This window comes from Candidatus Roizmanbacteria bacterium (assembly GCA_016699265.1).
Lineage (GTDB): Bacteria > Patescibacteriota > Microgenomatia > UBA1406 > GWC2-37-13 > CAZLQR01.
Genome location: CP064967.1, coordinates 368,658 through 394,324, shown reverse-complemented (window position 1 = coordinate 394,324; position 25,667 = coordinate 368,658). Strand labels below are relative to the sequence as shown.

The following is a 25,667-nucleotide window of genomic DNA, read 5'->3' as shown; positions in this document are numbered from 1 at the left end:
CCACTCGAGCTTTACAAAAGTAAGCTTGAATACGAACTCATCTTCGTGGACGATAACTCTACCGATAAAACGGTGTCTCTACTTGAAGCTTTAGCTAAGTTGTATCCGATAGAAATTCATGAGAAGGTGGGAAAACGAGGAAAGGCTCGTTCTCTTATTCAGGATTCAGCTACGCCAATAACGACATCATCGCGATGATTGACGCAGATCTCCAGTATCCGCCGGAAGAACTTCCCCATATGGTTGGACTACTCGATGACCAGACAGATATTGTGGTCGCAAACCGCAAGCAGTACAAAGCCTCATTTTTGCGCCGATTTTTAAGCAAGGCTTTCATCTCATCTTTACCAAAACACTCCACAACCTCAATCATGATGCGCAGTCCGGAATGAAGGTGTTTAAGCGGGAAATTCTTGATAAACTGGTACTGTCACCTTCACAGTGGTCTTTTGACCTAGAGTTTCTTTTGCGTAGCCGCGACGCTGGATATAAAATAAAATCACACAATATTATGTTTCAAAAAAGTGAATTGGGAACTCCTAAAATCAATCTTTTAAGGCCATTCTTGAGATAGGATCCTCATCTATTAGACTAAAATACCGCAAACAATACCCCGTCCCTTTTTCAGATGGAGACATCAAGCGTAAAGGTCATGGTTTTCATTACAAAGGTAAAGAATACATTCATCACAGCACATTATCACATCATGAAACTGCCTTTAATAGACTTAGCGCTGATCAAATCATTTTTGTTTTCGCCCTCATTACTTTGCTAACGATTGCTTTTATAGCTTCGTGGAACATTACCCTTATTGTCCTGATAGCGCTATTGACCTCTCTTTATTTCCTTATGCTATTTTTCGATTTCTATATGTTGCAAAAAGGCTACTTTCAACAGCCTGAAATCAAAATTTCTCCGGATCAGATGGATAAGGCCCGAAAGCGTACATGGCCCAAATATACAATTCTTTGTCCTTTGTATAAAGAGTGGCAGGTGATTCCACAGTTCGTTTCGGCAATGAGCCGACTTGATTACCCAAAGAACAAGTTGCAGGTACTTCTTCTTCTTGAGGAAGATGATAAGGAGACCCTTGAACATATCTCAAAGTACGAAAAGAAACTTCCAAGCTTTGTAAAGATTATTGTTGTCCCTCACTCGCTCCCAAAAACAAAGCCAAAGGCCTGTAACTATGGTCTGAAGTTCGCGACAGGGGAGTACGTTGTCATATATGATGCTGAGGATGTGCCCGATCCCAAGCAGCTCAAGAAAGCAGTTCTTGCATTCGAACAGTCGGACAAAAACATTGTCTGTCTGCAGGCCAAACTGAATTTTTATAATCCTCATCAGAATCTTCTCACCAGAATCTTTACGGCAGAATACTCATTATGGTTTGACCTAGTTCTGACCGGTATGCAGTCAACCGATGTGCCAATTCCCCTTGGAGGCACCTCGAATCATTTCCGAGTTAATGAGCTGCGAAGGCTCGATGTCTGGGACGCATTTAATGTCACCGAGGATGCTGACCTTGGTATGCGACTTATTAAAAAGGGGTACAGAACTGCAATCCTTGAATCAGTAACGCTTGAGGAAGCTAACAGTCACTTCATTGGCTGGATTAAACAGCGATCACGTTGGATCAAAGGATACATGCAGACATATCTCGTACATACACGCGATCTGTCTCTCTTTAAAAGAAGTAGAAAAAGACATCATAAATACACTTTCCAGTTGGTGATGGGCGCTAAGATTTTATCTACACTTATTAACCCAATTATGTGGGGTACGACCATTCTTTACTTTACATGGAGAAGTGGTGCAGCGCCAGTTATCGAACGATTCTTCCCTGCGCCTGTCTTATATATGGGTATTGTCTGTTTTATCTTCGGGAACTTCTTATATATGTACTATTACATGATAGGATCGGTGAAGCGGGGACACTATGAGCTGGTAAAGTTTGCATACTTAGTTCCCTTTTACTGGCTTACCATGAGTTATGCAGGGTGGTTGGCCGTCGTCGGTCTTATTCGAGACCCACATTACTGGGAAAAGACTACGCATGGCTTCCACTATGATAATGAAGCTGCTCTCGCACAGTCCGAGCAAACAATTGGTCACGAACTCGTGAACCAAAAGATCGCAGACAAGGGTGTTTCTGCCTAAATCAGTTGCTTCTATAGGTCTTTATTGATATAATTTGATCCTGACAGAATACCCATGGTTAAACTTAAATCACTCGTTGCGAAATACATATTAGGTCAAAATAGCTTTCTCATCGGAAGCATGGTCTTCTCCAACCTCATTAACCTTGTTTTTAATGCCTATCTAGGTCGAACCTTAAGTTTTGAAAACTTTGGACTTATAGCCTTAGTAAACACTTTTCTCTATATCTTTAGTATTGGATTTGGTGCATTAGGAGCAACAATTAATCACCGTACCGCCTTTATCACGGCAAGATCAGGCATTGCAGCTGGAACAGCTTTTTATAAGCAGATCATGCGAAAGTGCATTAAATATGCAATTATGATTTCACTGATCTGGTCTGTGTCGATGCCATTTCTTCTTGGGTACTTTCATGTCAATTCTTATCTACCGCTCATTTCCCTCATTCCGGTGATAATGTTTGGGATATTCGCTTCTGTAGCAAGGGGATTTGTTCATGGACGTTTTCTCTTTGTATGGACCGCGGTATTTTTTCTTGTTGAAGCAATCTCAAAATTAGGATTTGCTTTCACTTCAGTGTCATTAGGCAATGCAGAACTTGCCTATCTTTCAATTCCATTCTCTGTCTTGTTGGCGTCAGCACTTAGCTTAATAGTTGCATCGGTCGTAACTCGCAAACAACCCAAATCAGAGCATAAATACTCGTTTATGAAGACATTCTTCTTCGCATCAATGTTTACAGGTCTATCAACCAATGCCTTTTTAACCTTTGATATTCTCTTGGTCAAACATTATCTGTCCGCAACTCAGGCAGGGATATACGCATTTCTATCACTAATAGGAAAGATTATTTTCTTTTTCGGTTCCCTCTTTCATATCTTTCTGGTTCCGATTGTCAGCCGAGATGAAGGAGCGCACCGAAATCCCAATACGAACTTCTATATGATTTTTTCACTCACAGTAGCGCTAACTACAGTTGCATTTGTGGGGATAGGACCGCTCGGCTCAGTTCTTTTACCCTTCGTCTTTGCCGATAAGATGGCTTCTGTAGCTGATTATCGTACCTTGTATGCAATGAGCATAGCCTTATTCACCGTTGCCAACACAATCACGGTATACCATTTAATTTGTCATCACTACCTTTTCTCCTTCGTAGCACTGGTAACCACTATTGGAATGATTACAGGTATTTCATACAACCACGCTTCAATTGGAGACATTGTTAATGTTGTTTTTTTTACCAGCTTCACCACCTTTGTAGCAAATGTTCTGTTGCACTTACTCCAGCGTAATGGTGGGTTTGTTCTTGCTAATTTACTTGATTTCGCTGAACTGTTTAGACCACTGCCAAAATTGAACTATACACCATTTGGCAAAAGAATCTTAATCGTAAACTGGTATGACATCCGCCATGTTTGGTCAGGTGGTGCGGAGTATTACTTACATAATCTTGCCAAAGAGTTCGTTAGAAACGGCAATAAAGTAACATTATTTTGTGGAAACGATGGACATAGTAAGAGATATGAAATAATCGACGGAGTTCGCATCATCCGAAGAGGTGGTCTATTTACAGTTCCGATATGGGCGTTCTTGTACTACGTTCTAAAATTAAGAAACCAGTACGATCTTGTTATAGATACCGCAAAAGGAGTTCCATTCTTCACTCCTCTATATATTAAGAAGCCTATTGTTGGTCTCATAAATCATATTCACCAAGAAATGTTTAGGGTAGGATTACCTTTTCCTCTTTCTAAAATTGCTATGTTTTTGGAGGAAAAAGCAATGCCATATATCTACAAAGATCAGCAGATGATGACTATTTCCAAATCGACAAAGGAGTCGATGGAGAAGATGGGTTATGGTAAGAAAAAACCAATTTTTATTGTTGAACCCGGTGTAAGTATTAAGAAAGCTAAAGTAAAAAAAACTACCAATCCAAGCTTGGTATATATAGGAAGACTTCGCGACTACAAGAACATAGACGTTGGTATTAAAGCTGTACATGGATTGAAAAAGAAATACCCGACACTTCAGTTAAACATCGCTGGAGATGGAGAAAATAGAATGAAACTCGAAAGTCTCGTTGCAAGACTCCAAATTCAGAATAATGTACATTTTATGGGTAAGGTAACAGAAGAAGAAAAAGCCAAAATTTTAACCCAATCTTGGATAGCTATTCATCCATCTGAGGTTGAAGGCTGGGGAATTACGAATATCGAGGCAAATATCTGCGGTACTCCAGTAGTAGCCTCTAACGTAGATGGATTAAAGGACTCGGTAATCAATAACAAAACTGGTCTTCTCGTAAAAGTGAGAGATGTAGAGGCATTTACAATGGGAATAGATCGACTCTTATCTAATAAGAAATATAGAACTAAGTTATCAAGAGAAAGTGAGCAGTGGGGTAATAATTTTAGCTGGAAATCCTGCGCAGAAAAAAAGCTTCACGCTTAATTATGGCTAATATTTTCACAGAAAGGAAGAGAGCTCAAAACTACCATTTTAATGAAAAACTAATATGAAAAAGCTACAGTAACTATAGGAATACCTGCCTTCAACGAAGGAAGAAATATACAGAATCTACTTCGATCTATTCTTATACAGACTGAGCGCTCTTATCGTATTGATAAAATTGTACTTATATCTGACGGAAGTAATGATGATACAGTCTGGAAGGCTCGTCAAGTAAAGAATAAACGTTTGCAAATTATTGATATAAAAAAAACGAATTGGTAAATCCACTCATCTTAATTCGCTTTTTCATCTCTTAAGTCAGATATTATTGTACTTTTTGACGCAGATGTAGTTCTCAAAGGACCAAAACTATCGAATACCTCATACAACCACTGTTAAAAAATAGCAAAGTTGGTCTTGTTGGTGGAAATCCGATTCAAATTGAAGAAACAAACGTAATTGAGAGGGCGGCGATGACTGGTCATGAAATGTACCAAAGGCTTCGCTTAGATTATAAACAAGGAAATAACATACTAGGATGTATAGGTCAAATACTTGCACTTTCAAATTCGTTTGCGAAGCAAGTGAAGGTACCATCCACGATAATGTGCAACGATAGCTTTCTATATCTTAGTTGTAAATCTCTTGGATTTGGATTTGTACACGTTCCTAAAGCTACAGTGCTTTATCGTGCGCCCAAAACGGCCAGTGATCATTTTAAACAGATCGAACGATTTATAGTAGCAAAAAAAAACGATTAGTACAACTTTTTGGACCATTAGCGAAAAAGGAATACATAATTCCAATTCACTTATATTTCAAACATGCAGTTATTACTGCAGTTACAAAACCAATACCTTTTCTTAGTCTCGCATTATTCAATAGTTACTCAAGATATCTTGCAATAAAGAATGCTGGTCAGTTGAACGCGGTATGGCCAATAGCCTGGAGCACTAAGAAAGGTATTAAGACGCATATATGAAAAATAAACAGACAATAACAATTGGAATTCCCGCATACAATGAAGCCAGTAATATCACACGGCTAATTGCAGATCTAGTAGCGCAGGTTCAGCGAGATTTCTTGATGGAGAAAATTATTGTAGTTTCCGACGCCTCTACCGACGGGACAGCCGATGTTGTGGAGAAAATACGAAAAACTAGGGTTGAGGTCATAGAAAATCGTGAGCGCCGAGGCAAAGCACACTCTCTAAATTTAATTAAAGACAAATCTACTTCAGATATCCTGCTCCTACTGGATGCCGATATACGAATACCGGATACACAGTTTATTAACAATCTCATTACCCCGATCGTAAAGGGTCAGGCAGCCATTACCTATGCCAAGATTAGAGAAGATAGGCCTACCAATTTTCTATCAAATATATTGTTTGCAAGCATGATATTTAAGCACGGTATTTTGAAAGTTGGAACAATGGCGACAATATTTATACAGCAGTAGGAAGAGCGAGAGCGTATCAAAACCTCTTTACAAACAGTTTGATTTTAAGTTAAGCAATTCCGAAGATTCATATACATATTTATTTGCTAAGACTCATGGTTTTGGGTATAGGTATGTTAAAAATGCCATTGTTCTATACCAGCTGCCAAAATCAATAAAAGATCACTCACTTCAAGGCGTGCGATTTGAACACTCAAAAAAATGAATATTAAAGAATTTGGGTTCAATTTAGTAAATCAATCTTATGCAATTCCAACTAGTCTAATAATCAAATCATTTATTAAAACTATACTTCAGTCACCTCTTATAGTGTTTTACTTCCTACTGCAAATATCGGTATATATTGAAAGCAAATTGGTGGAAACCGATAGTAATATCTGGCACATTGCAAAAGTTCTAAATAATATGAAAAGAAAATCGGGATTACAATACTTATTCCAGTATTTCAAGCACGTGAAAATATTGGCAATATAATCAAAGCCCTTCTTCAACAAAAGGTAAGGGCATCGTGATTGAGAAAATTCATATTCATTCTGATGGCTCGACGGATGGATCTGATGAGATCATAAAAATGATGCAAAAATGAAAGACTCAAAGATAGAATTTTCTTCAAGCACTAAAAATAAGGGTCATCTAAAAACAATGACTCAGCTTTTAAAAGAGGGATAAGTGATGTCACAGTTATACTTAACGACGATATTAGGATTATTTCGGACAGAACTATTTATAATTTAGTGTCTCCATTAATAAAAGATAGGAGAATAAATCTTGTGAATGGCAATCCGATTGCAATGCGACCCAAGTCCTTTGTTGGAAAAAGTGTATATTCTAGTTATCTTGTTTTCAACACTCTGAGGCATAAATACAAAGAAGGGAAAAGTAAGCTTACTGTTGAAGGCAAAATTATGGCACTTCGTAAAAACTTAGCTAAAAAATTAATCTTAAAAACTCACCAACTGGAAACGTAGACATATTCATATATTTTGAAAATATTCGACTAGGAGGTCACTATGCTTTTGCAAAAAAATGCGAGGGTCGATTATAGACTTCCTGAAACAATTAGAGACTATTGGAATCAGGAAAATAGAACTCAGAGCGCCCGCGCACTACTCAGGCGTAGCTATGGAAGTATAGTTGATGATGAATGGAGAATACCATTAAGGGATTATGTAAGAGCAATTCTGCCAGTATTCATGAAGTACCCGATCGAGGCACTATATTTTAAGTTTGTCATAAAGCTATATCATAAACTAAAAATAAGAAATCGTAAAAACTGGGTACTGGCGCTTTCAACCAAAAATTATGAATACCGCTTCAAGCATAAAACCACTCACTGTTGCATATATTGGAGCCTACGATCCTACGCATTCTAACAACACACTTATTATTAAAGCACTTCGAAAAAAACAACATCACTGTACATGAAATCAATGCTTCAAATAAGGTAACCTTGATGGAGGATAGCGACTCAACCTCGCCTTTAAAATTAGTACAGCGAATATTAAGGAGATTCAATTTGATTCCGGTTACCCTTGCAAATCTAGATAAAATTAGGCAATCAGATGCTTTATACATTGGTTATCCAGGGCACTTAGATGTTGTTTGGTGTTGGCTTGTGGCGCAGGTTCTTGGAAAAAAATTATTTTTTTACCCGTTAGTTACGCTTTCCGTTGGCTTCACCGAAGAAAAAAAACTTCTTAATCGCGGTGGTGTTCTTTTGACATAATTAAAAACTTTGAAAAGTTTGTCTACAAGCTACCAGATGTTTTGATTGCCGACACACCTTTCCAGAAGGAATTTTTAAGTTCCCATTTTCATGTTCCCAATAAAAATATCGAGGTTTTGCCAATTGGAGCGGATGATGAAGTGTACAAATTTACTGGCTACACACCTTACAAAAAGGTGATGAGCTCGTCGTGGTTTATTACGGACTCTATAGCCAACTACACGGAGTTGAAACAATTATAAAAGCAGCTGAAAAACTGAAAAATATATCAGTAACATTCTTGTTGGTAGGAAAAGGCTACACTTTAGCCGATAATCAAACACTCATGAAGAAACTAAACCTCACAAACATCAAGTTTCTTACAGCCTTAACCGAAGCAAACTCATTAGCAACGCTCTCAAAAGGACATATTTTCTTAGGATTTTTCAGAAACACCCAATAGTGGATAGGGTAGTAGGGAATAAAGTCTACCAAGGTATGTCTCTTGGGAAGGCGGTTGTCACTGCTGAATCTAAGGCTGTGAGATCCCTTTTTAACGATCGGGAGGATGTATTATTTACTAAACCTTCAGATTCTTCAGACTTGGCAGAAAAGATCGGACAACTGTACAAAAAATCCAAATCTTTTAGCGAGCATAAGTAAAAATAGCCACGAAAAATTTATTAAGCAGTACAGCACACAAACCATCGGACAGAAATTGCAAACTATTATTAGCTCACATCTTCACTAAGACTTATAGTATAATATACTCATGGTAACACTGATAGAAAAATAGCACTGCTAAGATTTAAACTCAGAATGTATTTGAGCACTTTAAAGTGGCGTCTATTAATAGGAAACATGGGAAAGGATGTTTCAATAGCAAAGCGATGTTCTTTCACTCATCCTAGTAAAGTAAAGATGGGTAATCATGTATTTATTAACTCAGACTGTAAGTTCATACTTCATGATGAAGACATTACGATTGGAAACTTTGTAGCAATCGCTCCCGACTGTACTTTCATTACCGCTAATACCGATTACTCTGACTGGAGATTACCAATGGCTGTTAGAAATAAAAAATATCTAAACCAATTGTAATAGAGGATGATGTCTGGATTGGAACAAAATCAGTCATATTGCCAGGTGTTACAATTGGAAGAGGCTCTATAGTCGCAGCTGGAGCTGTTGTCACTAAAAATGTTGCGCCTTACTCAATTGTTGGATGGGTACCTGCAAAAGTAATTGGTTGGAGATTTGATAAAAAACTATAGAAAAAAGCTAAAAAGTTCCATTTACAAAGGAAGTTACAAAATCAAAACTATCCGATAATTTTTCGATGAAGAAAATGAAAATGTTAAGTTTTAATAAATAAATATATGAAAGCAGTAATTTTAGCAGGAGGGTTCGGAACCAGAATTAGCGAGGAAACCGGTATTAGACCTAAACCAATGGTCGAGATCGGTGGTAAGCCAGTTCTATGGCATGTGATGAAAATCTATGCCTCATATGGCATCACAGAGTTCATTGTTCTTTGTGGTTACAAAGGTCACATGATCAAGGAGTACTTTCAAAATGAGTGGCTCAGAACAGCAGATGTTACCTTTGATCTTAAGAATCACACAAAAGATGTCCACTCTAATGGAGCTGAAAACTGGAAGGTTACTCTTGTAGAGACCGGTGAAAAAGCAATGACCGGAGGTCGCGTAAAGATGGCAGAAAAATATATTGGGAATGAACCATTCTGTCTTACCTACGGTGACGGTCTTAGTGATGTAAACATTAAGGATCTCGTCGCATTTCATGATAAAAATAAAAAAGAAAAGGGTGCTCTAGCAACCGTTACGGTAGTCCAGCCCCCCGGACGTTTTGGACTCTTCCAACTCAATGATGGAGACGACATCGTTGAGAGTTTTAAGGAAAAACCGAAAGGAGATGGTGGAGGTTGGATTAACGGAGGATTTTTTGTCTGCGAACCTGAGGTTCTGAACTACATTAAAGATGAATTCACAACCTGGGAGCAGGAACCAATGATTAACCTCGCCCATGAAGGAAAATTAGCGGCGTTCCGTCATGAGGGGTTCTGGCATCCTATGGATACCTTACATGACAGAAATGTATTAGAAGAAAAATGGAAAAGTGGTACGGCTCCATGGAAGGTATGGAAATAACATATGAAAGTACTAGTTACGGGCTCAGAAGGCTACATCGGCACCATTCTCGTACAAGAGCTTCTTAAAAAAAGTTTTGATGTCGTAGGACTGGACACTAATTTCTATGCAGATGGACATCTGTATCCGGTATCCGGTATTGAGTATGAGCTCATCAATAAGGATGTTCGCAATGTTACGGTTGAAGATTTGAAAGGATTTGAGGCGGTTGTTCACTTAGCTGAGCTCTCAAATGATCCTCTTGGGCAAAATGATCCAGAGCTTACCTTTGAGATTAACCAAGGTGGAACAAAGATCTTAGCAGAGGCAGCAAAACAGGCAGGAGTTAAGCGCTTTGTTTATTTTTCTTCATGTAGCATCTACGGCGCTTCAGAGAACATTAGCGATGAGAGTACTAAACCAAATCCTCTTACCGCCTACGCAATCTCAAAGGTCAAGAACGAAGAGATGCTCATGAAGATGAATGAAGAGTCATTTACCATTACCATCTTTAGAAATGCAACCGTCTTTGGTGCATCGCCACGAATGAGATTTGATTTGGTGGTAAATGATCTCTGTGCCTTAGCTCACACCGAAAAAATAATTCGTATGACCAGTGATGGTTCTCCTTGGAGACCATTGGTCCATGTGCTTGATGTCTGTGAAGCAGTACGATTAACGCTTAACGCTCCACGCTCTACGATTGGTGGCCAGCTATTCAATGTCGGAAGTAATGACAATAACTATCAGGTGCGACAGTTGGCTGAGATTATTGCTGAGGTCTTTCCCGGCTGTACCACAGAATTTGGCGACAGCACCGGAGACAAACGAAACTATCGTGTGAACTTTGACAGGATCCAAAGGTTCTTCCTGAGTTTAAAACTCAATGTAATGTAAAAAGGTGCAGAGGAACTCCAGAAAATCTTTGCTGAAATACACCTCACTACAGAACTGCATAAGTCTCGTCTTTATACTCGCCTTAAACAACTTGAGTATTTAAAGTCAGAACATAAAGTAGATAATAAATTATTCTGGAGTAAATAATATGATCTTTACCAAAACACCACTAAAAGATAAAAACGTTGTTGCGGTTGAAAAACGGGAGACGACCGTGGTTTTTGGTCGATCATTTTGTCTTGATGAATTCGATAAAGCCGGGATTCCATTTGTAGTAAAGCAGGGAAATGTTTCTCTCAGTGCAAAGAAAGGAACGTTGCGTGGTCTTCATTTTCAAAAAACTCCTCATCAAGAAGATAAATTAATCAGATGTACAAAAGGTGCAATCTTTGATGTCATCCTGGATCTTCGACCTGAATCGCCCACCTATAAACAGTGGTTTGGAGTAGAACTCTCAGAAGACAATCATAGAGCAATGCTCTGTCCAAAGGATTCGCACATGGTCAAATCTCACTTACCGATAATGCAGAGATTACCTATTTAGTTTCTGAGTTCTATTCCCTGAATCTGAGTCCGGAATTAGATGGAACGATCCGATGTTTAAGATTGAGTGGCCATCAGAGCCAACCGAGATGAGCGATAAAGATAAAAATTGGCCTGATTATAAATCCTAAATACTAAATCCTAACATCCAAATAAATTCTAAATCATAAATCTGAAAAGTTTATTATTAGAACTTAGAAATTATTTGAGCGTTAGAGCTTAGAACTTATAACTTTTTTATGATAATAATCGATAAGGAACTCGAACAACTAGAGAAAAAGGCACTCCCATCAGAGTTGGTCTGATTGGAGCTGGTTTCATGGCGCGTGGTATAGCCATTCAGATCCTCAACTACACTAAAGGAATGAAGTTGGTCGGAATAGCCAACAGAACTACAGATAAAGCGCATGCAATTCTCAAGGAAGCAAAAGCTGAAGATCGGGGAGTAGTAGTGACCGACAACTACAAAGATCTCACACAAAGCGAAGATATCGATGTCATAGTTGAGGTAACGGGAGCCATAGAGTATGGAACCAATGTTATTGTCGATGCAATTGCACACAAGAAGCATGTTGTCTCCATGAACGCTGAAGTCGATGGTACCATCGGGTATGCGCTTAGAGATCTCGCACAAAAGCTGGAGTTGTCTACACATTGTCAGATGGCGATCAACCTGGTGTACAGATGAATCTTTACCGCTATGTTAAAGGACTTGGTCTTAAACCAGTTCTTTGTGGAAACATCAAAGGTCTTCAAGATCCATACAGAAACCCAACCACTCAGGAATCATTTGCAAAAAAATGGGGACAAAATCCTTATATGGTGACCTCCTTCGCCGATGGAACTAAAATCTCTTTTGAGCAAGCCTGCGTTGCCAATGGTACCGGTATGACCGTAGCCAAGCGTGGTATGCATGGACTCACCGTTGAGTCAGGAACTCCCCTAGAAAAAGCAGTGAAAGAATATAGCGCTGATGAGTTGGTAAATAGCAAAACAGGTATTGTTGATTACTTAGTTGGTCCGGTTCCTAACGGAGGAATTTTTGTACTTGCTACTCATGATGATCCTATTCAAAAACATTATCTAAACTTGTATAAGGTTGGGGAAGGACCGATCTATCCTTTTTATGCACCGTATCATCTTTGCCATTTTGAAACTCCAACTTCAATTGCTCGAGCATTTTTGCATAAAGACGACACTCTTGTCGCAGTAGGAGATAAACCATTGGTTGAGGTAATAACAGCAATGAAGAAAGACATGAAAAAAGGGGAAAAGCTTGATGTCATGGGTGGGTACACAATGTATGGAGTCTGTGAGAATAGTCCAGTCGCAAGAAAAGAAAATCTTCTTCCCATAGGTCTTGCAGAAAACCTCATTCTTAAGCGAGATGTTGCTAAGGACGACTTCCTGACATTTGATGATGTGGTACTCCCTTTAGATTCAGTTACACTCAAACTGTGGACAAAACAGTTTGGCTCATAAAACCTCTCTGTTTCGTGGTATAATTGATATAGATTGATATAGTTATGAAAAAGATATTATCCATTATATTCCTCATAGTACTTAGCGCTGTTTTACTTACCGCAACGCTTCGTGGAGAATATGGGAATCATGAATCAATACCTGAACTAAGTAGACTGAATGCTGAAACTCTACCGTTCGAGTCTTCACATGAGCGTGCGCCCTATGCGGAAATGCTCGCAATCAAAGATAGAGGAACTATCGAATTGGGTAAAGAACTAGGTTTATTTGCCTCACCTGACGCAGGTTACGACGGAGATAAAATTTACAGTTTTTTCCCCTCAGGTGTTTCGTACCTAATTCTAGGCGGATACATCATAGGTCAGAATTACAATCTAGGATCACTGTCAGCATTTGCAGTAATGGGTCTGCTAACCGTCGGCACCATCATACTCATTTTCTTAATTTCTCGAAATATCTTCAAACTTCCTATTTGGGCATCAATTCTTGCTCCACTTACCTTTGCATTCGCTACCACAGCGTGGAGTTACTCAATAACTATCTACCAACATGCCCCAACTGCATTTATCGCCATGTTAATGTTTTATCTTACTTGGAAGTATAAAAATGCCAAGAATAGTCTTGTTTATCTATACGCAATACTGGTCGGATCACTCTACGCATTGGCTCTATTCATAGATTATCCAAATGCGCTAACTCTCTCGCCTTTAGGTGTTTATTTCTTTGCTTCGTCATTCAGTACCGAGTCATTAAAAAATAAAGTAAAGATTAATTTTAAGCCTGCTTTTTTGTAATGCTTGTCATTTTCATGACTTTTAACATACTGCATCTTTATCGAAATCAAACTATCTTTGGACATTGGACAAAGCTCGCAAATGAGCTTCCTCGATACGCTTTTATTAATGGAAAGCTTACTAACCAATTGACGGTTTCCAAAAAAACTGAACCAATTAAGTATAGTCGGCCACCAATTCTCAACTCATTATCTGAAGAAGAAACTCCTGAAGGTTTCAAAACACTAGCGGTGGGTAATGATAAGGGACTCTTTTTCTTTTCACCTATACTGATCTTATTTCTTCTTTCATTCTGGCAGTATAATAAAAAGCAAAATTAGAGTTTTTCTATTTGTTTTCATTCATTCTTTCAAGCATGTTCGTATATTCCAGCTGGAGTGATCCGTGGGGTGGTTGGGCTTATGGACCAAGGTATCTTGTTCCGGCAATGGCAGCGTTCTCTATTTTAGTTACAATAGGTATTAGTAAAGGGTCGTACTCTATGCTTAAGCGACTTGGATTTTACCTCCTTTTTGTTTTTTTCATCAGCGGTAGCGCTCGGAGGAGCATTGACAACAAACGCGATTCCTCCAAAATTGAGGCTGACTTCCTAAAATTCCATATTACAACTTCATGCGCGCCTTTGAGCTCATGGGCATAGATAAAACCGGTAATTTTATCTATAACACTTATTTACGATCTACGTTTACCCTCTATGAATATTTCTACATAATTTGGGGTCGCTGCTGTTTATTGTCTTAATATTGTTATTTGTTTTCCTCTTTTTTGAAAAAATCATGAATCTAACATTTAGTATTCCGACAAAAACAATTCAGGATTGGCTGAGCGATGTATATCGTAATACGAGATGGCAGATTGTTATTGCTGTAATGGCATTTGTGTTTAGCTGGACCGCAATTGCTTGGTCTTATTTTTCACGACTACATCGTATCCTATGGTGATGCTGAGTCGCACCTAAATATTGCTAAGCGTGTTGTGAGTAGCATAACGCCAGGATTTGCTCAATTAGGTGGAATATGGCTCCTATTTCCACACCTCTTAATGATTCCGTTCATCTGGTTCGATCCTTTATGGCGGACGGGACTTGCTGGATCTATCGTCTCATCTTTCGCATATATTGTGAGTTCTGTATTTATTTTTAAAACAACAGGGCTCCTGACGCGCAATCGGTGGGCAGGACTTTTTGCATCTCTCGTTTTCATGCTTAATCCCAACATTCTCTACATGCAGACCACTCCGATGACCGAGATGACCTTAATAATGTTCTTCGTTTTGTCTATCTACTTCTTTATCAGATTTATCAGAAACGATAGCTTTATCTTCTCGCTTGTTGCGGCGGCTTTCTTTGGATTCTGCGCAACTCTTACGCGCTACGATGGTTGGTTCTTAGTTGCCTTTCAAGGAGCTACTGTCTTTGGAATGTATATTACGCGAGTCTTCAAAGAAGGGAAACCTCTATGGCAAAAGCTTGAGGGTAAGGTCTTACTATATGCAACGCCTGCATTTTTTGGTATTGCCCTATGGTTTTTGTGGGATTTCCTCATCCTTGGCGATGCACTCTACTTCTCTAACAGTGAATTCTCGGCCAAGACTCAGCAAGCCAACTGGCTGTCAAGAGGTGAGTTACCCAGCTTTCATAACATTGGTTCCGCAGTCGCATACTACCTCGTAACCGCAATGAGTAATATTGGCATTATTGTATTTTTTATGGCAGTAGTTGGATTTATTTCGTACCTTCTGCATAAAGAGGCGAAGAAGAGATTCCTAATTTCATTTGTTTTACTTACGCCGTTTATCTTTTACATCTTTACTCTTTTTGTCGGTCAGTCGGTCATATTTATTCCTCATCTTACACCGGTAGATTTTGAGTGGCGTTTATTTAATGTTCGATATGGACTGATGGCAGTACCGTTTGCTGCAATTTTTTCTGGGTGGTTGTGGAATCGCTCAAAATCTGGCGGACGTGCTTTGATTGTGGCGTTGTTTATTCTTCAGTTTGGTCTGTATTTTGTCGGATACTCGAAGGTCATTACCTGGGAAGATGGCGTAGTCGGACTATCCCACGCAAAAAGACCAATTGCTGAACGTTGGCTTAAAGATAATTACGATAATGGACTTGTCTTGATGGATGACTATGCTCGTACAGTAAGTCTTGTCCGTACCGGTATTCCTATGCAAAGCAGCATCTATATTGGTAATAAACCGTACTGGGCCGAATCACTCGTAGCTCCTGAGCGCTATGCAAGATGGATTGTGATGCAAAAAAATGATACGGTCTGGAAGGCTGTCTATGACGACACAAAGGTAAGAGGACGATTGTATAAGTACTTTCAAAAGGTCTATACCTCACCTGAGATTCTGATTTTTCGAAGAATCAGTAATTAATTTTTATTTCTTATTTTTTAATTTTTATTGAATTTTAAATGAAACAGTTTTTAATTTTGATTTTTATTTTTGCACTTTACGTTCTAAGTTCTATGTTTAATGGTAATGTTCATGCGAGCGACCGGCTATTTGAGGTCCAGTCGGTAGACACGATGAAGTACTCACGAGACGCGGCACGCAATCCAGATGTGACCGATCAAATCCCGCTTCTTGTAGACAAGGTAGCCGAGATTCATCCAAGCCATATTGCAATATCAACACCGTACGATGAGGAGTTCTATCCCGTTCTTGCGACATGGGTAGTGGAGGCCCGTAAACACGGCTTAAATGTCTGGTTTAGAGGCAATTTCAGTGCTTGGGAGGGGTGGTTCGGATATGAAAAGTTTAAGGATCCAAACGAGCATAATGATAAGACCTATGCTTTTATAACGAAACATCCAGATCTCTTTAAAGAGGGAGATATTTTTACCCCTGCACCAGAACCAGAGAACGGAGGATTTGGTGATCCTCGACAGGGAGAGGATATAAAAAAGAAATTTTTTGAGTTTCTTCCCGCATCCTATGCAAACTGCATGAATGCATTCGCAGCAATTAGTAGAACTGTAAGTTGTGGCTATTTTTCAACTAATGGTGATGTGGCTAAAATGATTCCGAAGTATGTACTTGAGCAATCAGGTGGAGTTCAGGTTATTGATCACTATGTAAAAACACCGGAAGAACTTATCCGAGACATAGAAGAACTCTATGCTCAAAATCATCTCCCAATCGTCTTGGGAGAGTACGGCGCACCCATCCCAGATATTCACGGTGATCTGAGCGACTGGGAACAAGATCGTCTTATCCGAGCCAATCTGAAAGAACTGGCGAAACACCGAGATATTGTAAAAGGAATCAACTACTGGACGGCATTTGGAGGATCGACCAAGATATTTGACGATAAGTTTAAACCGAAATCTGCAGTAAATACTCTACGCGAGTACTTTGATCCAATTAAAACTACGGGTCAGGTAGTTGACGAGTGGGACAATCCTATTTCCGGCGCAATGGTGGGTATACAAGATATAGATATGGTAGTTTCAGACACTCAAGGAATCTACAGCTTCGTCTCAACAAAAGATTTTAATAATGCTACAGTTGTCAAAGAAGGATATTTTTCTTCACAGTTTCGTACCCCATCACGAGATAAACAAAATATTCACAGTCTGAAAATTCGACTAACAAAGAAAAATCGCACATGGATGGAGCGCTTCCAGATTATTCTCTACCAGCTCGGCTTTTATAAGCGAGGAGAGTCTTAATACTTCCCACTACCGTAAAACAACTATAATTGCATGCAATGAAACTGTTTGTAAAGGTTGGAATTTTTCTCGTGTTTACGATTGCTATCTCATGTCTACCGCTTTCCATTTCAGAAAATAAACTAGGAAACGGAGAAACCGAAACCAATCTTCCGGTAATACTCAAGAACAAGAGCTATGACTTTGTACTGCTTGGTTCTTCTCATGCGAGAATCTTCTCACGGGCTGAGAATCATAACGAGTTCGAGAAGCTACTTCAAAGATCATTTATAAACCTGTCTCAAGGAGGGAATCGTGAATCTCTTAAAAATCAGAAAACATACCTCAGTTACTTTTACCAACGAGGGAATACAAACAGAGTTACGGTCTATTTTTTAGATCCATTTATTTTCTATCGCAGAGAACTTCTTAGTAATCCCCATATCTTCGATCACGAACCTTTCAGACTCGACTTCTTATACACGCTCCTCACCAGCGGTGATTACAACTGGAAGACCACAACTTCCTATCTGTTTGCAATGAATCAATACAAGACGATGTCACCAACGCAGATCAAGCAGAGTACTGCCTCTGCCCAGATTATTCAATCTCGTATGAAAAGTCTCTACCTTAACCCTATCGATACGGATAACTTTAGGTTCATAAATGAAGTAAATGAGCTGTCTCTTAATCATGGGGCAAAACTTGTGGTAATCATTCCACCTACCTTATTCCCCAAACACAAACAGACAGAGGAGGTAAAGAAGGAACTCGTCAAACTTCAGAAAACCGAACACTTTGCGTTATTCGATTTTAGTGAGGTAATGAAAGATCCAAAGTATTTCTTAGATTCAGATCATCTGAATAATAACGGCATAGAAAATTTCGTACAACGATATCTTCGCCCTATCCTTCACTAGTCCAACATGAGCGTGTCGGCAATCTGCTCTCCAATGAATTTTTGGCCTGCATCCGATGGATGAACTCCATCTTGCGTACTTACATACTCGCGTTTGCCATCACCTCTAACCGTAACCGTAGATTTCTCAAAAGCATTGATAAGAATTACATTTAGATTTTTGGAGATTCCAACCGTGTTCTCAAGAAGCTGAATTACCTGACCGGACTTCTCATACGCAGTTACCGAGTCCCAATTAACACCTTTTGGTCCACGGCCGTACTCAGCTCTCACCGGAGCTATGTCTGCCAGTAAATATACCTCTGCATTGGTCTCCTTAGCCTTTTCGACAAGTTTAGAAAGATTGATCCAGTGTTTATCTCGATCAAACGGACTGAACGGATTATATGCATATGATCCAACGACAATAATATCGGCTCCAAGTGTACTAAAAGGTGGGTAGTTTCGGTCACTCGTTAATAATGGTTTATCAAATCTACTGAGTCCCTGTTCCACATTTTCCGCCCCTACTCCATAGTTATAGAAAGTGAATACGGTTTTTGGATACTTCTTTTTAAGTGCATCTTGAAGAACCTGAATCTTGGTGCCAAGAGTATCGATCATGGAGTCACCATAAAGAGCAACCTTATACGAAGTTTTTCTTGGTGAACGGGTGGTATTTTTAACTATATCCTCTTGCTCTTCAACATCCACAGAGGATACTTTAGGTGTTACTTTGGTCATATCCGAAACTACACCCTGTACCTCTCCGTTTTGGATTAGCTTTTCCTGTGGCTTCGCTGATGCAAGTTCTCGGGTACCCAGTCTATTACTAAAATAGCTCAGCGAAAGATTTAGTGCTAAAGCAAACATCATGAAGCTCCACGCAATTGTAACTACTGCCTTAATGTATGATTTGCTTGATAGGTGATGGATAAAACCAGTTTTTTCCTGATCGTATCTCACGTACTGTTTTACAGCCATACTATAACAATATAGAAAAAATAAACTAATGTCAAATTAGCTTGATAAAACAGTGTGAAACGCTGATTAAGTCTGTATCTAGCGTGTTCCAACAATCCAGACACAACCCCTTCTTCCGGAATCAGACAATTCGTAAGGCTGCTAACTGAGTTTGGAGCGTACAGATTTGCTAAACTATGTTCGTCTTGGATTGACCCCGATTTTCATCGCGATCTGCGCCCGACAAAATGTCGGACTTGACATGTGAACTATTGTTCACTAAGATAATCGTATGATAGTTTTTAGTTTGATCTGCCTGCCGGCAGACAGGAGTTTTTAATTTTTATTCAATTTTTAATGTTTTAATTTTTAAAGATATAAATTTAATATTGATTTCAAATTTCTAACTTCAAATTTCAAATTAATCGTATGGAGCAACGTCTAAACAAGCTAAAAACATTCTACAAAAAAAACCATCGTCTCCCGACGTATCAGGAGATGCTTACAATCTTTGGATTGTCCTCTAAGAACGCCGTGTTCCGAATAGTGTCTAAATTTGTTGAGGACGGATTCATACAGAAAAAACTAGGTAAGCTTGCGCCAACCAGTAGATTTTTTAGCCTTCCACTCCTTGGTTTGGTCAAGGCTGGTTTTCCAATTCTTGCCGAAGAGGATAAGAAATATCTTACCTTAGACGAGTACCTTATCGAGGATCCCATTTCTTCTTTTTTACTGACAGTAAGCGGAGACTCACTTATAGGTTTGGGCATCTTTGAAGGGGATATTGTTATTATAGAGCGTCGTCAAAATGCCACTACGGGCTCAATTATTTTGGCCGAGATAGATCGTCAGTGGACGCTCAAAATATTGCGTAAGGACCATGTTCGTCAAAAAATGTATCTTGAGTCCGCAAATGCCAAATATCCACCTTTTTATCCTAAAGAAGAGCTGAAAATTCATGGAATAGTGAAGGCGGTAGTAAGAAAGATGTCTTAGTTCAGATAAGCGCTTGCCTCACACACGATTGAGAGAAGATCCATAGAAGACTCTGGATCACCGTCATACATCTTCTGAATTATCTGTGTTTCGGGTACATCTCGCGCTTCAACACGACTCCCAAGCTTTAAAACATCGTGGGCTGAAGGACCCGTATCCTGAAAACGATAAATACCAGCTAAACGTTTTTTAAGGTTTTTACCTCTTCCAGTGGTGCTGTATACATTGAAGTAATAGCACTCTCTACCGGAATCAAGAATGACATCGTGAATTGGTTCGCGTACTGGATAACCCACAAACCGTTTTCCTTCATACTCGATATTCATTGGTTCACTATATTCATCGGCCATATTGAAACGGGTCTTAATTTGGGCCAGAACATTCGGATTTAATACTGTGATACGATACTGAAGTACGGATCTAAATTCTTCAGCTTTCGTTGGACCTGGTGTACTAATTTCGTCTGGAGTAAGAATTGGTATCTGCAAAGCATCAACCTTAAGCGGTTCTCCGTCAATCATGAAGGTTGGACGATGTCGTTCTTTCTCAAACTGTCCATAAAGTCGCACTGTTTCCTTGCCTTCTAAGAGATTTCGCTCATGATCTCCCATACCCCAGAACATATCAAACTGATTACTCACAATCAGATGAGCCGCAATACGTGACGCAACGGGTAGTCCGTATAAACGCGCGAAAGAAGCGAGAATATGAGCTCTTACCAACTTGTCATCTCGTACTTTTCTATCCTCAAGATTGTGCTCAACGTCATGACATTTGATCGCTAATGCGCTAAAGAAATTTTGAAAACTTTGTTCATCAAAATGAATATCGTCACCCATACCAAAACAAGTAGTTATCATCTTGTGAATATCTGACAAAGAGCGACCCACTTCTTTATGAATCTCTTCCGAACTCTTTGTGCGCGCCATATGCGTCTCTATTAACTGAATGGTAGCGACATATGCGGGGGACTGCTCTATTATGCGTAGTAGTCCGGTTGGAATGGTTTCATATTTGGTTACTGCCTTAATAATGGTGATTGTCGCATCTACCAATTCAGGGCGAACTTCGGAAAAATAGTCCCTCATAAGCGTCGTCCATGCCTTCTCACCACGGAGAATACCACCGTCTTTTAATCGTAATTTCGAATCTTCCATTACGTCATGGAGCAAAGCAGCGACAACATCTTCTGCCCGATACGGATCCTGTCTCACAATAATCTCGATCGCATCTTTGTCCTGTGTATCCGTGCTATGTAACTTAATAGTTCTTGGTTCACCCATCATTGCCGCGGCTACTGAGAGTGGATGTTCGACATAGGGAATATTGACGTCTTTACCACCATACTGCACAGTCTGTTTTCGCTGCCTCAGTCTAGTGTCGTCATTATCTTGATAGGCGACAATTGATAAATCAAGTGCTCTAAGGATGAAGTCTTTATCTTCGTTTGTATAGTCACTTCCCGCTATGCGGTGTTTAAACTCTAGTATGTGATCGCGAGTGTACTGAAGAAATGAGGGGTTTTGAATTATCTCGATTGCACGACGAGGCACAGCATGAATAAAGGCCTTTCGCTCTGTAGTTTTGGTTGATTCAGATCTTGCAGATCGAGATAGCTCTGCCATATGTATATTATACCAGAGAAAGACCTATAATAATGTAGCTTTTGAGTGGGTCTAGAGAGTGGATTGGCCTTTCAGTGTAAACCCTTCGGCAGGCTCAGTGTAAACCAAACTGCTTGAGCAGTTTCTCATTTCCCTGTATCTGATAAGTGAGAAGATCCTTATATACTCCCGGCTTGGTAGATAGCTCCTTCGGATTACCCTGCTGGGAGATTTTGCCGTCCTCTATGACCAGAATCGTATCTACATTTTGTATAGTTGAAAATCGGTGAGCTATAATGATGGTGAGTCTATCTTTCATAAGGTTTTCCAGTCCTTTTTGCACCTCCATCTCTGACTTAGAGTCTAAGCTTGAGGTTGCCTCATCAAGAATTAAAATGGGGGAGTTCTTGAGAATAGCACGCGCAATCTGAATGCGCTGCTTTTGACCTCCAGATAAACGTACTCCACGCTCTCCAACCTCGGTCTCTATTCCTTTTTCGAAACCGCTCACAAAGTCCCATGCATTGGCGAGCTTTAATGCTTCGATTACCTGCTTATCAGTTGTTGTTGGATTTCCGTAAGCAACATTTTCTTTTACTGTTGTCGAAAAAAGTTCGTTCTCCTGAAACACAAGAGAAATATTATTTCTTATTACTTGGTGGCTCATCTTCTTATATGACTCGTTATTGAGTTTGATCTCTCCCTTTGTAACGTTGTAAAACTTAAGAATAAGATTCACAATGGTTGATTTACCGGCTCCACTGTGGCCTACAAGCGCTGCTTTTTCTTTGTTGTGAAGTGTAAACGTAACATTCTTCAAAACTGGATGAGATTTTTCATAGGTAAAGGCGACATTTTTAAACTCAAGATTAGTTTTGGTGAATTTTTTTGAAGAGTACTTTTCCTTCGTCTCAAACGATTCGGAGCCTTGCGTATCCATAATCTCAAAAAATTCCTTCGTTCCGGCCTCTGCTTCTTGAATTCTCGCCAGTATAAAGGACATACCAAAGAGCGGCCATCTTGCCTGATTTAGTAGCTGAAGTAAAAGAACCATTTCGCCAAGCGTATAACGCTTCTCAAAGGTTCCTTTAAAAATGAGTAAGGTAACTACCGCAATAACTATTGTCAGACTAAGTTCGCGTACAAAGTCGATAATGTGAAACTGCTTACTTCTTTTTGCATAATATCCATTTATTTGCTTTAGGCTCCCTTTCACGAAATTGAACTCGATTGGTTCGGTAATAAAGCTTTTCACTAACTTGATATTGCTTATGACCTCACTCATTCGGGATCTCAATTTATCCTCAATTGGATTCTCTAGTTGAATTATTTTTCCCCATTGTTTTGTAGAGTAGTAACTAATTAGTATATAAATCGGAAAGATAGCAAAAACGATTAGACCAATTTGCCAACTATAGTACGATAGAAATATGATCGTTACGAGTCCTTGGAGCATTGCCGGGATGATGAAGTTGGTCGCGGTGTTTATGAAGGCCTGCATTGTAAATAAACCTCGTGTAAGCTGATTAATAATCTTTCCGGACATCTCGCTGTCGTAGTAGCTTTGTGGGAGCGTCAGTATCTTGTAATAAAAAGTCTCTGTCCAGTAAGCCCTAAGCTTTCCCGAGATATGATCTCCAACACGATTACTTATAGATGTAGATAGATTTATGACGACTCCAGTAACGAAAAAAAGCGCGGTATAGAGAAGTAAGGTATTTATTTGACCACCTTTACCACTAACCTGAAGAGAGATCTGATCAACGATCAGTTTGAAAAAAATTGGAAGAGCAAGGTTCAGAAGTACTCCAAACATAATAAGAATGCTTGAGAGTAAGAACCACGAGTTAAACTGCTTCGACAGAGTAATAATTCGACCTATGTTTTTCATCTAGCTAATTAGATTATATCAGTAAGTTCCGACGCGAACCTTCTAAAGAAACAGATTGGATTAAAATCTCCTTTTCCTGATTATTACGCTCGTTTCAAACGGATAACGTTAGCCGTTGCATCTTTTGATCAGCTTTATTACAATGTCGTTCAATCAATCATATGGGAAATAAATTTTTTGAAGTTTTTGGAAAGGTAGCCCTTGTCATAGTGATTCTTGGTGTTATAGCGGGTGGCGCCTACTATCTTGGGCAGAAAAATGTGGCTACTCCAAAAATAGAGAAAGAGTTCGTTGTCGCTACTAGTGACAATCAGGTTTCTCCAACTCGGGCTATGGTTTTGCCAACATCTACACAGGCAGCAACATTGAAAATAAAGGCAGGTTCAGCGGAGCATGCTCAGTACACAGTTGATGTACCGGAGGACTGGAAATCTGATCACAGCATCGCAGAGAAGGACATGGACAAACTCATTATTTCCAAAAACGGATATATCGTTACAATCTATCAGGCAAATATGGGAGGGTCCATGTATTCGTTTGAAGATGCAAAGGTTGAGGGACCTATGGCTCAGGAGTATACCGGCAAATTTACCGACTTTGTTGGAGTTGCAGGGGAGAAGTACAGAAGAATTGATTCGTCAGCACAGAATAAGCCTGGTGAGAAAAACTACTCAGTTCTCGTCTACGGTACAGATAGTTATCAAACACCTACAGTATTTGGAGCTATTTCATATACTACGCCTATCGGACCGGATACTAAAATACTTGAAGAAATGGACTCCATAATCTCGTCATTAAAAAAATAGTGTTCTTTTCAAAGATTCTTTAAGTTGTTTCCACCAAATCCACTTTTTAAAAATTTTTCTCGCGCTTTTGCATCTGACATATTTACAAAATATTCATAGTGTATAAGCTTAAATGGCGCACGTAATCTGGTTGATTTAACTCTGCCAGCTACATGTTCCGCTAGTCTATTCTTCAAGTCATTAGTATAACCAGAGTAAAACTTGCCATCTTTTAAACTTAAGAGAGTGTAAACGTAGAATTTTTCATGCAAAACGTCAGACGTTTTGTTCATGAATAAAAGTATATACCTTTTGGTGTCGAGTCAAACTCGATCACCTCATCTAATCGTCTTCTTAGCGAAGCCGAGTTAGACTCGGTGCACCCAGAGAGGAATCGAACTCTCATCATCCTGATCGAAATCGGGATACTCTATCGCACGTGCACCCAGAGGGAATCGAACTCTCATCATCCCGATCGAAATCGGGATACTCTATCGCACGTGCACCCAGAGGGAATCGAACTCTCATCACTGGTTCCGAAGACCAGTACTCTATCCGTTGAGCTATGGGTGCTATGAGCGCTCAATTTGAACTTTGAACTTTGAAATTTGAGCTTAGCTAATTATACTATACCTATGGCCCCTGTAATATATATCTCCCTTTTGCTTTTAGAGCTGTTTTTTTTAGTAAGCATAACTATCTATTTAGCTTTTCTGATTTATTCTTCACTGATGGGTTCTCCGTATGTTCCCACCAGTAGAAAACAAACCAAAGATCTGCTTGCGCTTATCAAACCAAATCGTAAAACAAAAATCTTAGAGCTTGGATGTGGCGACGGGAGATTCCTTCGTATAGCGGCAGAAAAGTATAAGAGTACCGGACTTGGCATCGACATCAATCCCATTGTTCTTGCGAAGGCGCGTATTCTTGCAAACTTAAAAAAATTAAAAAACATTAACTTTGAAAATCGAAACATCTTTAAACAATCATTTGTGGGATATAACGTTCTTTATATATTTCTCATGCCCAAACTTTTGGCTAAGATAGCGCCACAACTTAAAAAAGAGATGAATTCCTCAACCCTCGTTATTTCTCATGGATTCAAAATCCCTACCTGCGACAAATACATCACACGCGTTGTACAAAGTCACCCATTTGACTCCTATTTTTATCGCTTTCCAAAGGGTAAACGGGCTTAACCCTGAGCCTGCCGAACGGTTGA

25 protein-coding genes, 1 tRNA gene and 3 pseudogenes are annotated in these 25,667 nt (G+C 39.4%); 24 read left to right on the top strand and 5 right to left on the bottom strand.

The window, feature by feature from the left end; translation table 11 throughout:
- The first annotated feature begins 45 nt into the window (after positions 1-45).
- The 21 genes and pseudogenes from IPH70_02310 to IPH70_02210 all read left to right on the top strand — a co-directional run bounded on the left by IPH70_02310 (position 46) and on the right by IPH70_02210 (position 18,228).
- On the top strand, positions 46-198 hold the full coding sequence (locus IPH70_02310; GenBank protein QQR64326.1) for a hypothetical protein: 153 nt from the start codon (positions 46-48) through the stop codon (positions 196-198).
- The gene (locus IPH70_02305) at positions 195-392 is read left to right on the top strand and encodes a glycosyltransferase (protein ID QQR64325.1); all 198 of its coding nucleotides are present in this window, start codon (positions 195-197) and stop codon (positions 390-392) included. The genes IPH70_02310 and IPH70_02305 overlap by 4 nt, the downstream gene beginning before the upstream one ends.
- Positions 393-870: 478 nt before the next feature.
- On the top strand, positions 871-2,160 hold the full coding sequence (locus IPH70_02300; GenBank protein QQR64324.1) for a glycosyltransferase: 1,290 nt from the start codon (positions 871-873) through the stop codon (positions 2,158-2,160).
- 54 nt (positions 2,161-2,214) lie between these two features.
- Positions 2,215-4,614, top strand: coding sequence for a glycosyltransferase (locus IPH70_02295; GenBank protein QQR64323.1), 2,400 nt, complete (start codon positions 2,215-2,217; stop codon positions 4,612-4,614).
- Positions 4,615-4,698: 84 nt separating this feature from the next.
- Positions 4,699-4,896: a glycosyltransferase family 2 protein gene (locus IPH70_02290; GenBank protein QQR64413.1), complete on the top strand. Its 198-nt coding sequence runs from the start codon at positions 4,699-4,701 to the stop codon at positions 4,894-4,896.
- A gap of 696 nt (positions 4,897-5,592) precedes the next feature.
- On the top strand, positions 5,593-6,075 hold the full coding sequence (locus IPH70_02285) for a glycosyltransferase (GenBank protein QQR64322.1): 483 nt from the start codon (positions 5,593-5,595) through the stop codon (positions 6,073-6,075).
- A gap of 1,010 nt (positions 6,076-7,085) precedes the next feature.
- Positions 7,086-7,448: a hypothetical protein gene (locus IPH70_02280; GenBank protein QQR64321.1), complete on the top strand. Its 363-nt coding sequence runs from the start codon at positions 7,086-7,088 to the stop codon at positions 7,446-7,448.
- A complete protein-coding gene (locus tag IPH70_02275; GenBank protein QQR64320.1) occupies positions 7,421-7,801 on the top strand; it encodes a hypothetical protein in 381 nt (126 codons plus the stop codon). Before IPH70_02280 ends, IPH70_02275 begins: the two co-directional genes overlap by 28 nt.
- 190 nt (positions 7,802-7,991) lie before the next feature.
- Positions 7,992-8,243, top strand: coding sequence for a hypothetical protein (locus tag IPH70_02270; protein QQR64319.1), 252 nt, complete (start codon positions 7,992-7,994; stop codon positions 8,241-8,243).
- The gene (locus IPH70_02265; GenBank protein ID QQR64318.1) at positions 8,243-8,443 is read left to right on the top strand and encodes a hypothetical protein; all 201 of its coding nucleotides are present in this window, start codon (positions 8,243-8,245) and stop codon (positions 8,441-8,443) included. The genes IPH70_02270 and IPH70_02265 overlap by 1 nt, the downstream gene beginning before the upstream one ends.
- A 198-nt stretch (positions 8,444-8,641) precedes the next feature.
- Positions 8,642-8,881: a hypothetical protein gene (locus tag IPH70_02260; protein QQR64317.1), complete on the top strand. Its 240-nt coding sequence runs from the start codon at positions 8,642-8,644 to the stop codon at positions 8,879-8,881.
- The gene (locus tag IPH70_02255; GenBank protein QQR64412.1) at positions 8,863-9,054 is read left to right on the top strand and encodes a transferase; all 192 of its coding nucleotides are present in this window, start codon (positions 8,863-8,865) and stop codon (positions 9,052-9,054) included. Before IPH70_02260 ends, IPH70_02255 begins: the two co-directional genes overlap by 19 nt.
- 105 nt (positions 9,055-9,159) lie before the next feature.
- The gene (gene rfbF, locus IPH70_02250) at positions 9,160-9,951 is read left to right on the top strand and encodes a glucose-1-phosphate cytidylyltransferase (GenBank protein ID QQR64316.1); all 792 of its coding nucleotides are present in this window, start codon (positions 9,160-9,162) and stop codon (positions 9,949-9,951) included.
- Between the two features lie 3 nt (positions 9,952-9,954).
- A pseudogene (locus tag IPH70_02245) lies at positions 9,955-10,974 on the top strand (SDR family oxidoreductase).
- A gap of 1 nt (position 10,975) precedes the next feature.
- Positions 10,976-11,501, top strand: a pseudogene (gene rfbC, locus IPH70_02240) (dTDP-4-dehydrorhamnose 3,5-epimerase).
- Between the two features lie 108 nt (positions 11,502-11,609).
- Positions 11,610-12,852: pseudogene (locus IPH70_02235) on the top strand (Gfo/Idh/MocA family oxidoreductase).
- 44 nt (positions 12,853-12,896) lie between these two features.
- A complete protein-coding gene (locus tag IPH70_02230; protein ID QQR64315.1) occupies positions 12,897-13,646 on the top strand; it encodes a hypothetical protein in 750 nt (249 codons plus the stop codon).
- 14 nt (positions 13,647-13,660) lie between these two features.
- Complete coding sequence (locus tag IPH70_02225) at positions 13,661-13,966, top strand: hypothetical protein (protein QQR64314.1); 306 nt, start codon at positions 13,661-13,663, stop codon at positions 13,964-13,966.
- A gap of 556 nt (positions 13,967-14,522) precedes the next feature.
- The gene (locus IPH70_02220; protein QQR64313.1) at positions 14,523-16,031 is read left to right on the top strand and encodes a glycosyltransferase family 39 protein; all 1,509 of its coding nucleotides are present in this window, start codon (positions 14,523-14,525) and stop codon (positions 16,029-16,031) included.
- A gap of 38 nt (positions 16,032-16,069) precedes the next feature.
- A complete protein-coding gene (locus IPH70_02215) occupies positions 16,070-17,329 on the top strand; it encodes a hypothetical protein (protein ID QQR64312.1) in 1,260 nt (419 codons plus the stop codon).
- Between the two features lie 38 nt (positions 17,330-17,367).
- Positions 17,368-18,228, top strand: a complete 861-nt coding sequence (locus IPH70_02210) for a hypothetical protein (GenBank protein ID QQR64311.1) — start codon at positions 17,368-17,370, stop codon at positions 18,226-18,228.
- Here IPH70_02210 and IPH70_02205 read toward each other — a convergent pair.
- A complete protein-coding gene (locus IPH70_02205) occupies positions 18,225-19,190 on the bottom strand; it encodes an SGNH/GDSL hydrolase family protein (protein ID QQR64310.1) in 966 nt (321 codons plus the stop codon). The genes IPH70_02210 and IPH70_02205 overlap by 4 nt on opposite strands.
- 408 nt (positions 19,191-19,598) lie before the next feature.
- Here IPH70_02205 and IPH70_02200 point away from each other — a divergent pair, with 408 nt between their 5' ends.
- Positions 19,599-20,165 (top strand): LexA family transcriptional regulator, encoded by a 567-nt coding sequence (locus IPH70_02200; protein QQR64309.1) that lies wholly within the window; start codon positions 19,599-19,601, stop codon positions 20,163-20,165.
- Here the strand turns inward: IPH70_02200 and IPH70_02195 are convergent.
- Together IPH70_02195 and IPH70_02190 are read right to left on the bottom strand one after the other, a co-directional pair.
- Positions 20,162-21,790, bottom strand: coding sequence for a hypothetical protein (locus IPH70_02195; protein ID QQR64308.1), 1,629 nt, complete (start codon positions 21,788-21,790; stop codon positions 20,162-20,164). The two genes, IPH70_02200 and IPH70_02195, sit on opposite strands and share 4 nt — an antisense overlap.
- 94 nt (positions 21,791-21,884) lie before the next feature.
- The gene (locus IPH70_02190; protein ID QQR64307.1) at positions 21,885-23,660 is read right to left on the bottom strand and encodes an ABC transporter ATP-binding protein; all 1,776 of its coding nucleotides are present in this window, start codon (positions 23,658-23,660) and stop codon (positions 21,885-21,887) included.
- A gap of 161 nt (positions 23,661-23,821) precedes the next feature.
- Here IPH70_02190 and IPH70_02185 point away from each other — a divergent pair, with 161 nt between their 5' ends.
- A complete protein-coding gene (locus tag IPH70_02185; GenBank protein QQR64306.1) occupies positions 23,822-24,466 on the top strand; it encodes a hypothetical protein in 645 nt (214 codons plus the stop codon).
- A gap of 8 nt (positions 24,467-24,474) precedes the next feature.
- On the opposite strand, the gene IPH70_02180 is transcribed toward IPH70_02185, so the two are convergent.
- Both IPH70_02180 and IPH70_02175 read right to left on the bottom strand, forming a co-directional pair.
- On the bottom strand, positions 24,475-24,738 hold the full coding sequence (locus IPH70_02180; protein ID QQR64305.1) for a GIY-YIG nuclease family protein: 264 nt from the start codon (positions 24,736-24,738) through the stop codon (positions 24,475-24,477).
- A 208-nt stretch (positions 24,739-24,946) separates the two neighbouring features.
- Positions 24,947-25,018, bottom strand: a tRNA-Arg gene (locus IPH70_02175).
- Positions 25,019-25,080: 62 nt separating this feature from the next.
- Between IPH70_02175 and IPH70_02170 the strand changes: the two genes are divergently transcribed.
- Positions 25,081-25,644: a methyltransferase domain-containing protein gene (locus IPH70_02170; protein ID QQR64304.1), complete on the top strand. Its 564-nt coding sequence runs from the start codon at positions 25,081-25,083 to the stop codon at positions 25,642-25,644.
- Positions 25,645-25,667: the final 23 nt, after the last annotated feature.

Bases quoted from the DNA above. Each gene is read 5' to 3' on its own strand.
- rfbF (QQR64316.1), top strand. From the start codon at position 9,160: ATGAAAGCAGTAATTTTAGCAGGAGGGTTCGGAACCAGAATTAGCGAG.
- IPH70_02200 (QQR64309.1), top strand. From the start codon at position 19,599: ATGGAGCAACGTCTAAACAAGCTAAAAACATTCTACAAAAAAAACCAT.
- IPH70_02305 (QQR64325.1), top strand. From the start codon at position 195: ATGATTGACGCAGATCTCCAGTATCCGCCGGAAGAACTTCCCCATATG.
- IPH70_02210 (QQR64311.1), top strand. From the start codon at position 17,368: ATGAAACTGTTTGTAAAGGTTGGAATTTTTCTCGTGTTTACGATTGCT.
- IPH70_02190 (QQR64307.1), bottom strand. From the start codon at position 23,660: ATGAAAAACATAGGTCGAATTATTACTCTGTCGAAGCAGTTTAACTCG.
- IPH70_02230 (QQR64315.1), top strand. From the start codon at position 12,897: ATGAAAAAGATATTATCCATTATATTCCTCATAGTACTTAGCGCTGTT.
- IPH70_02225 (QQR64314.1), top strand. From the start codon at position 13,661: ATGACTTTTAACATACTGCATCTTTATCGAAATCAAACTATCTTTGGA.
- IPH70_02260 (QQR64317.1), top strand. From the start codon at position 8,642: ATGGGAAAGGATGTTTCAATAGCAAAGCGATGTTCTTTCACTCATCCT.
- IPH70_02280 (QQR64321.1), top strand. From the start codon at position 7,086: ATGCTTTTGCAAAAAAATGCGAGGGTCGATTATAGACTTCCTGAAACA.
- IPH70_02180 (QQR64305.1), bottom strand. From the start codon at position 24,738: ATGAACAAAACGTCTGACGTTTTGCATGAAAAATTCTACGTTTACACT.
- IPH70_02205 (QQR64310.1), bottom strand. From the start codon at position 19,190: ATGGCTGTAAAACAGTACGTGAGATACGATCAGGAAAAAACTGGTTTT.
- IPH70_02285 (QQR64322.1), top strand. From the start codon at position 5,593: ATGAAAAATAAACAGACAATAACAATTGGAATTCCCGCATACAATGAA.
- IPH70_02295 (QQR64323.1), top strand. From the start codon at position 2,215: ATGGTTAAACTTAAATCACTCGTTGCGAAATACATATTAGGTCAAAAT.
- IPH70_02170 (QQR64304.1), top strand. From the start codon at position 25,081: ATGGCCCCTGTAATATATATCTCCCTTTTGCTTTTAGAGCTGTTTTTT.
- IPH70_02215 (QQR64312.1), top strand. From the start codon at position 16,070: ATGAAACAGTTTTTAATTTTGATTTTTATTTTTGCACTTTACGTTCTA.
- IPH70_02195 (QQR64308.1), bottom strand. From the start codon at position 21,790: ATGGCAGAGCTATCTCGATCTGCAAGATCTGAATCAACCAAAACTACA.
- IPH70_02185 (QQR64306.1), top strand. From the start codon at position 23,822: ATGGGAAATAAATTTTTTGAAGTTTTTGGAAAGGTAGCCCTTGTCATA.
- IPH70_02300 (QQR64324.1), top strand. From the start codon at position 871: ATGTTGCAAAAAGGCTACTTTCAACAGCCTGAAATCAAAATTTCTCCG.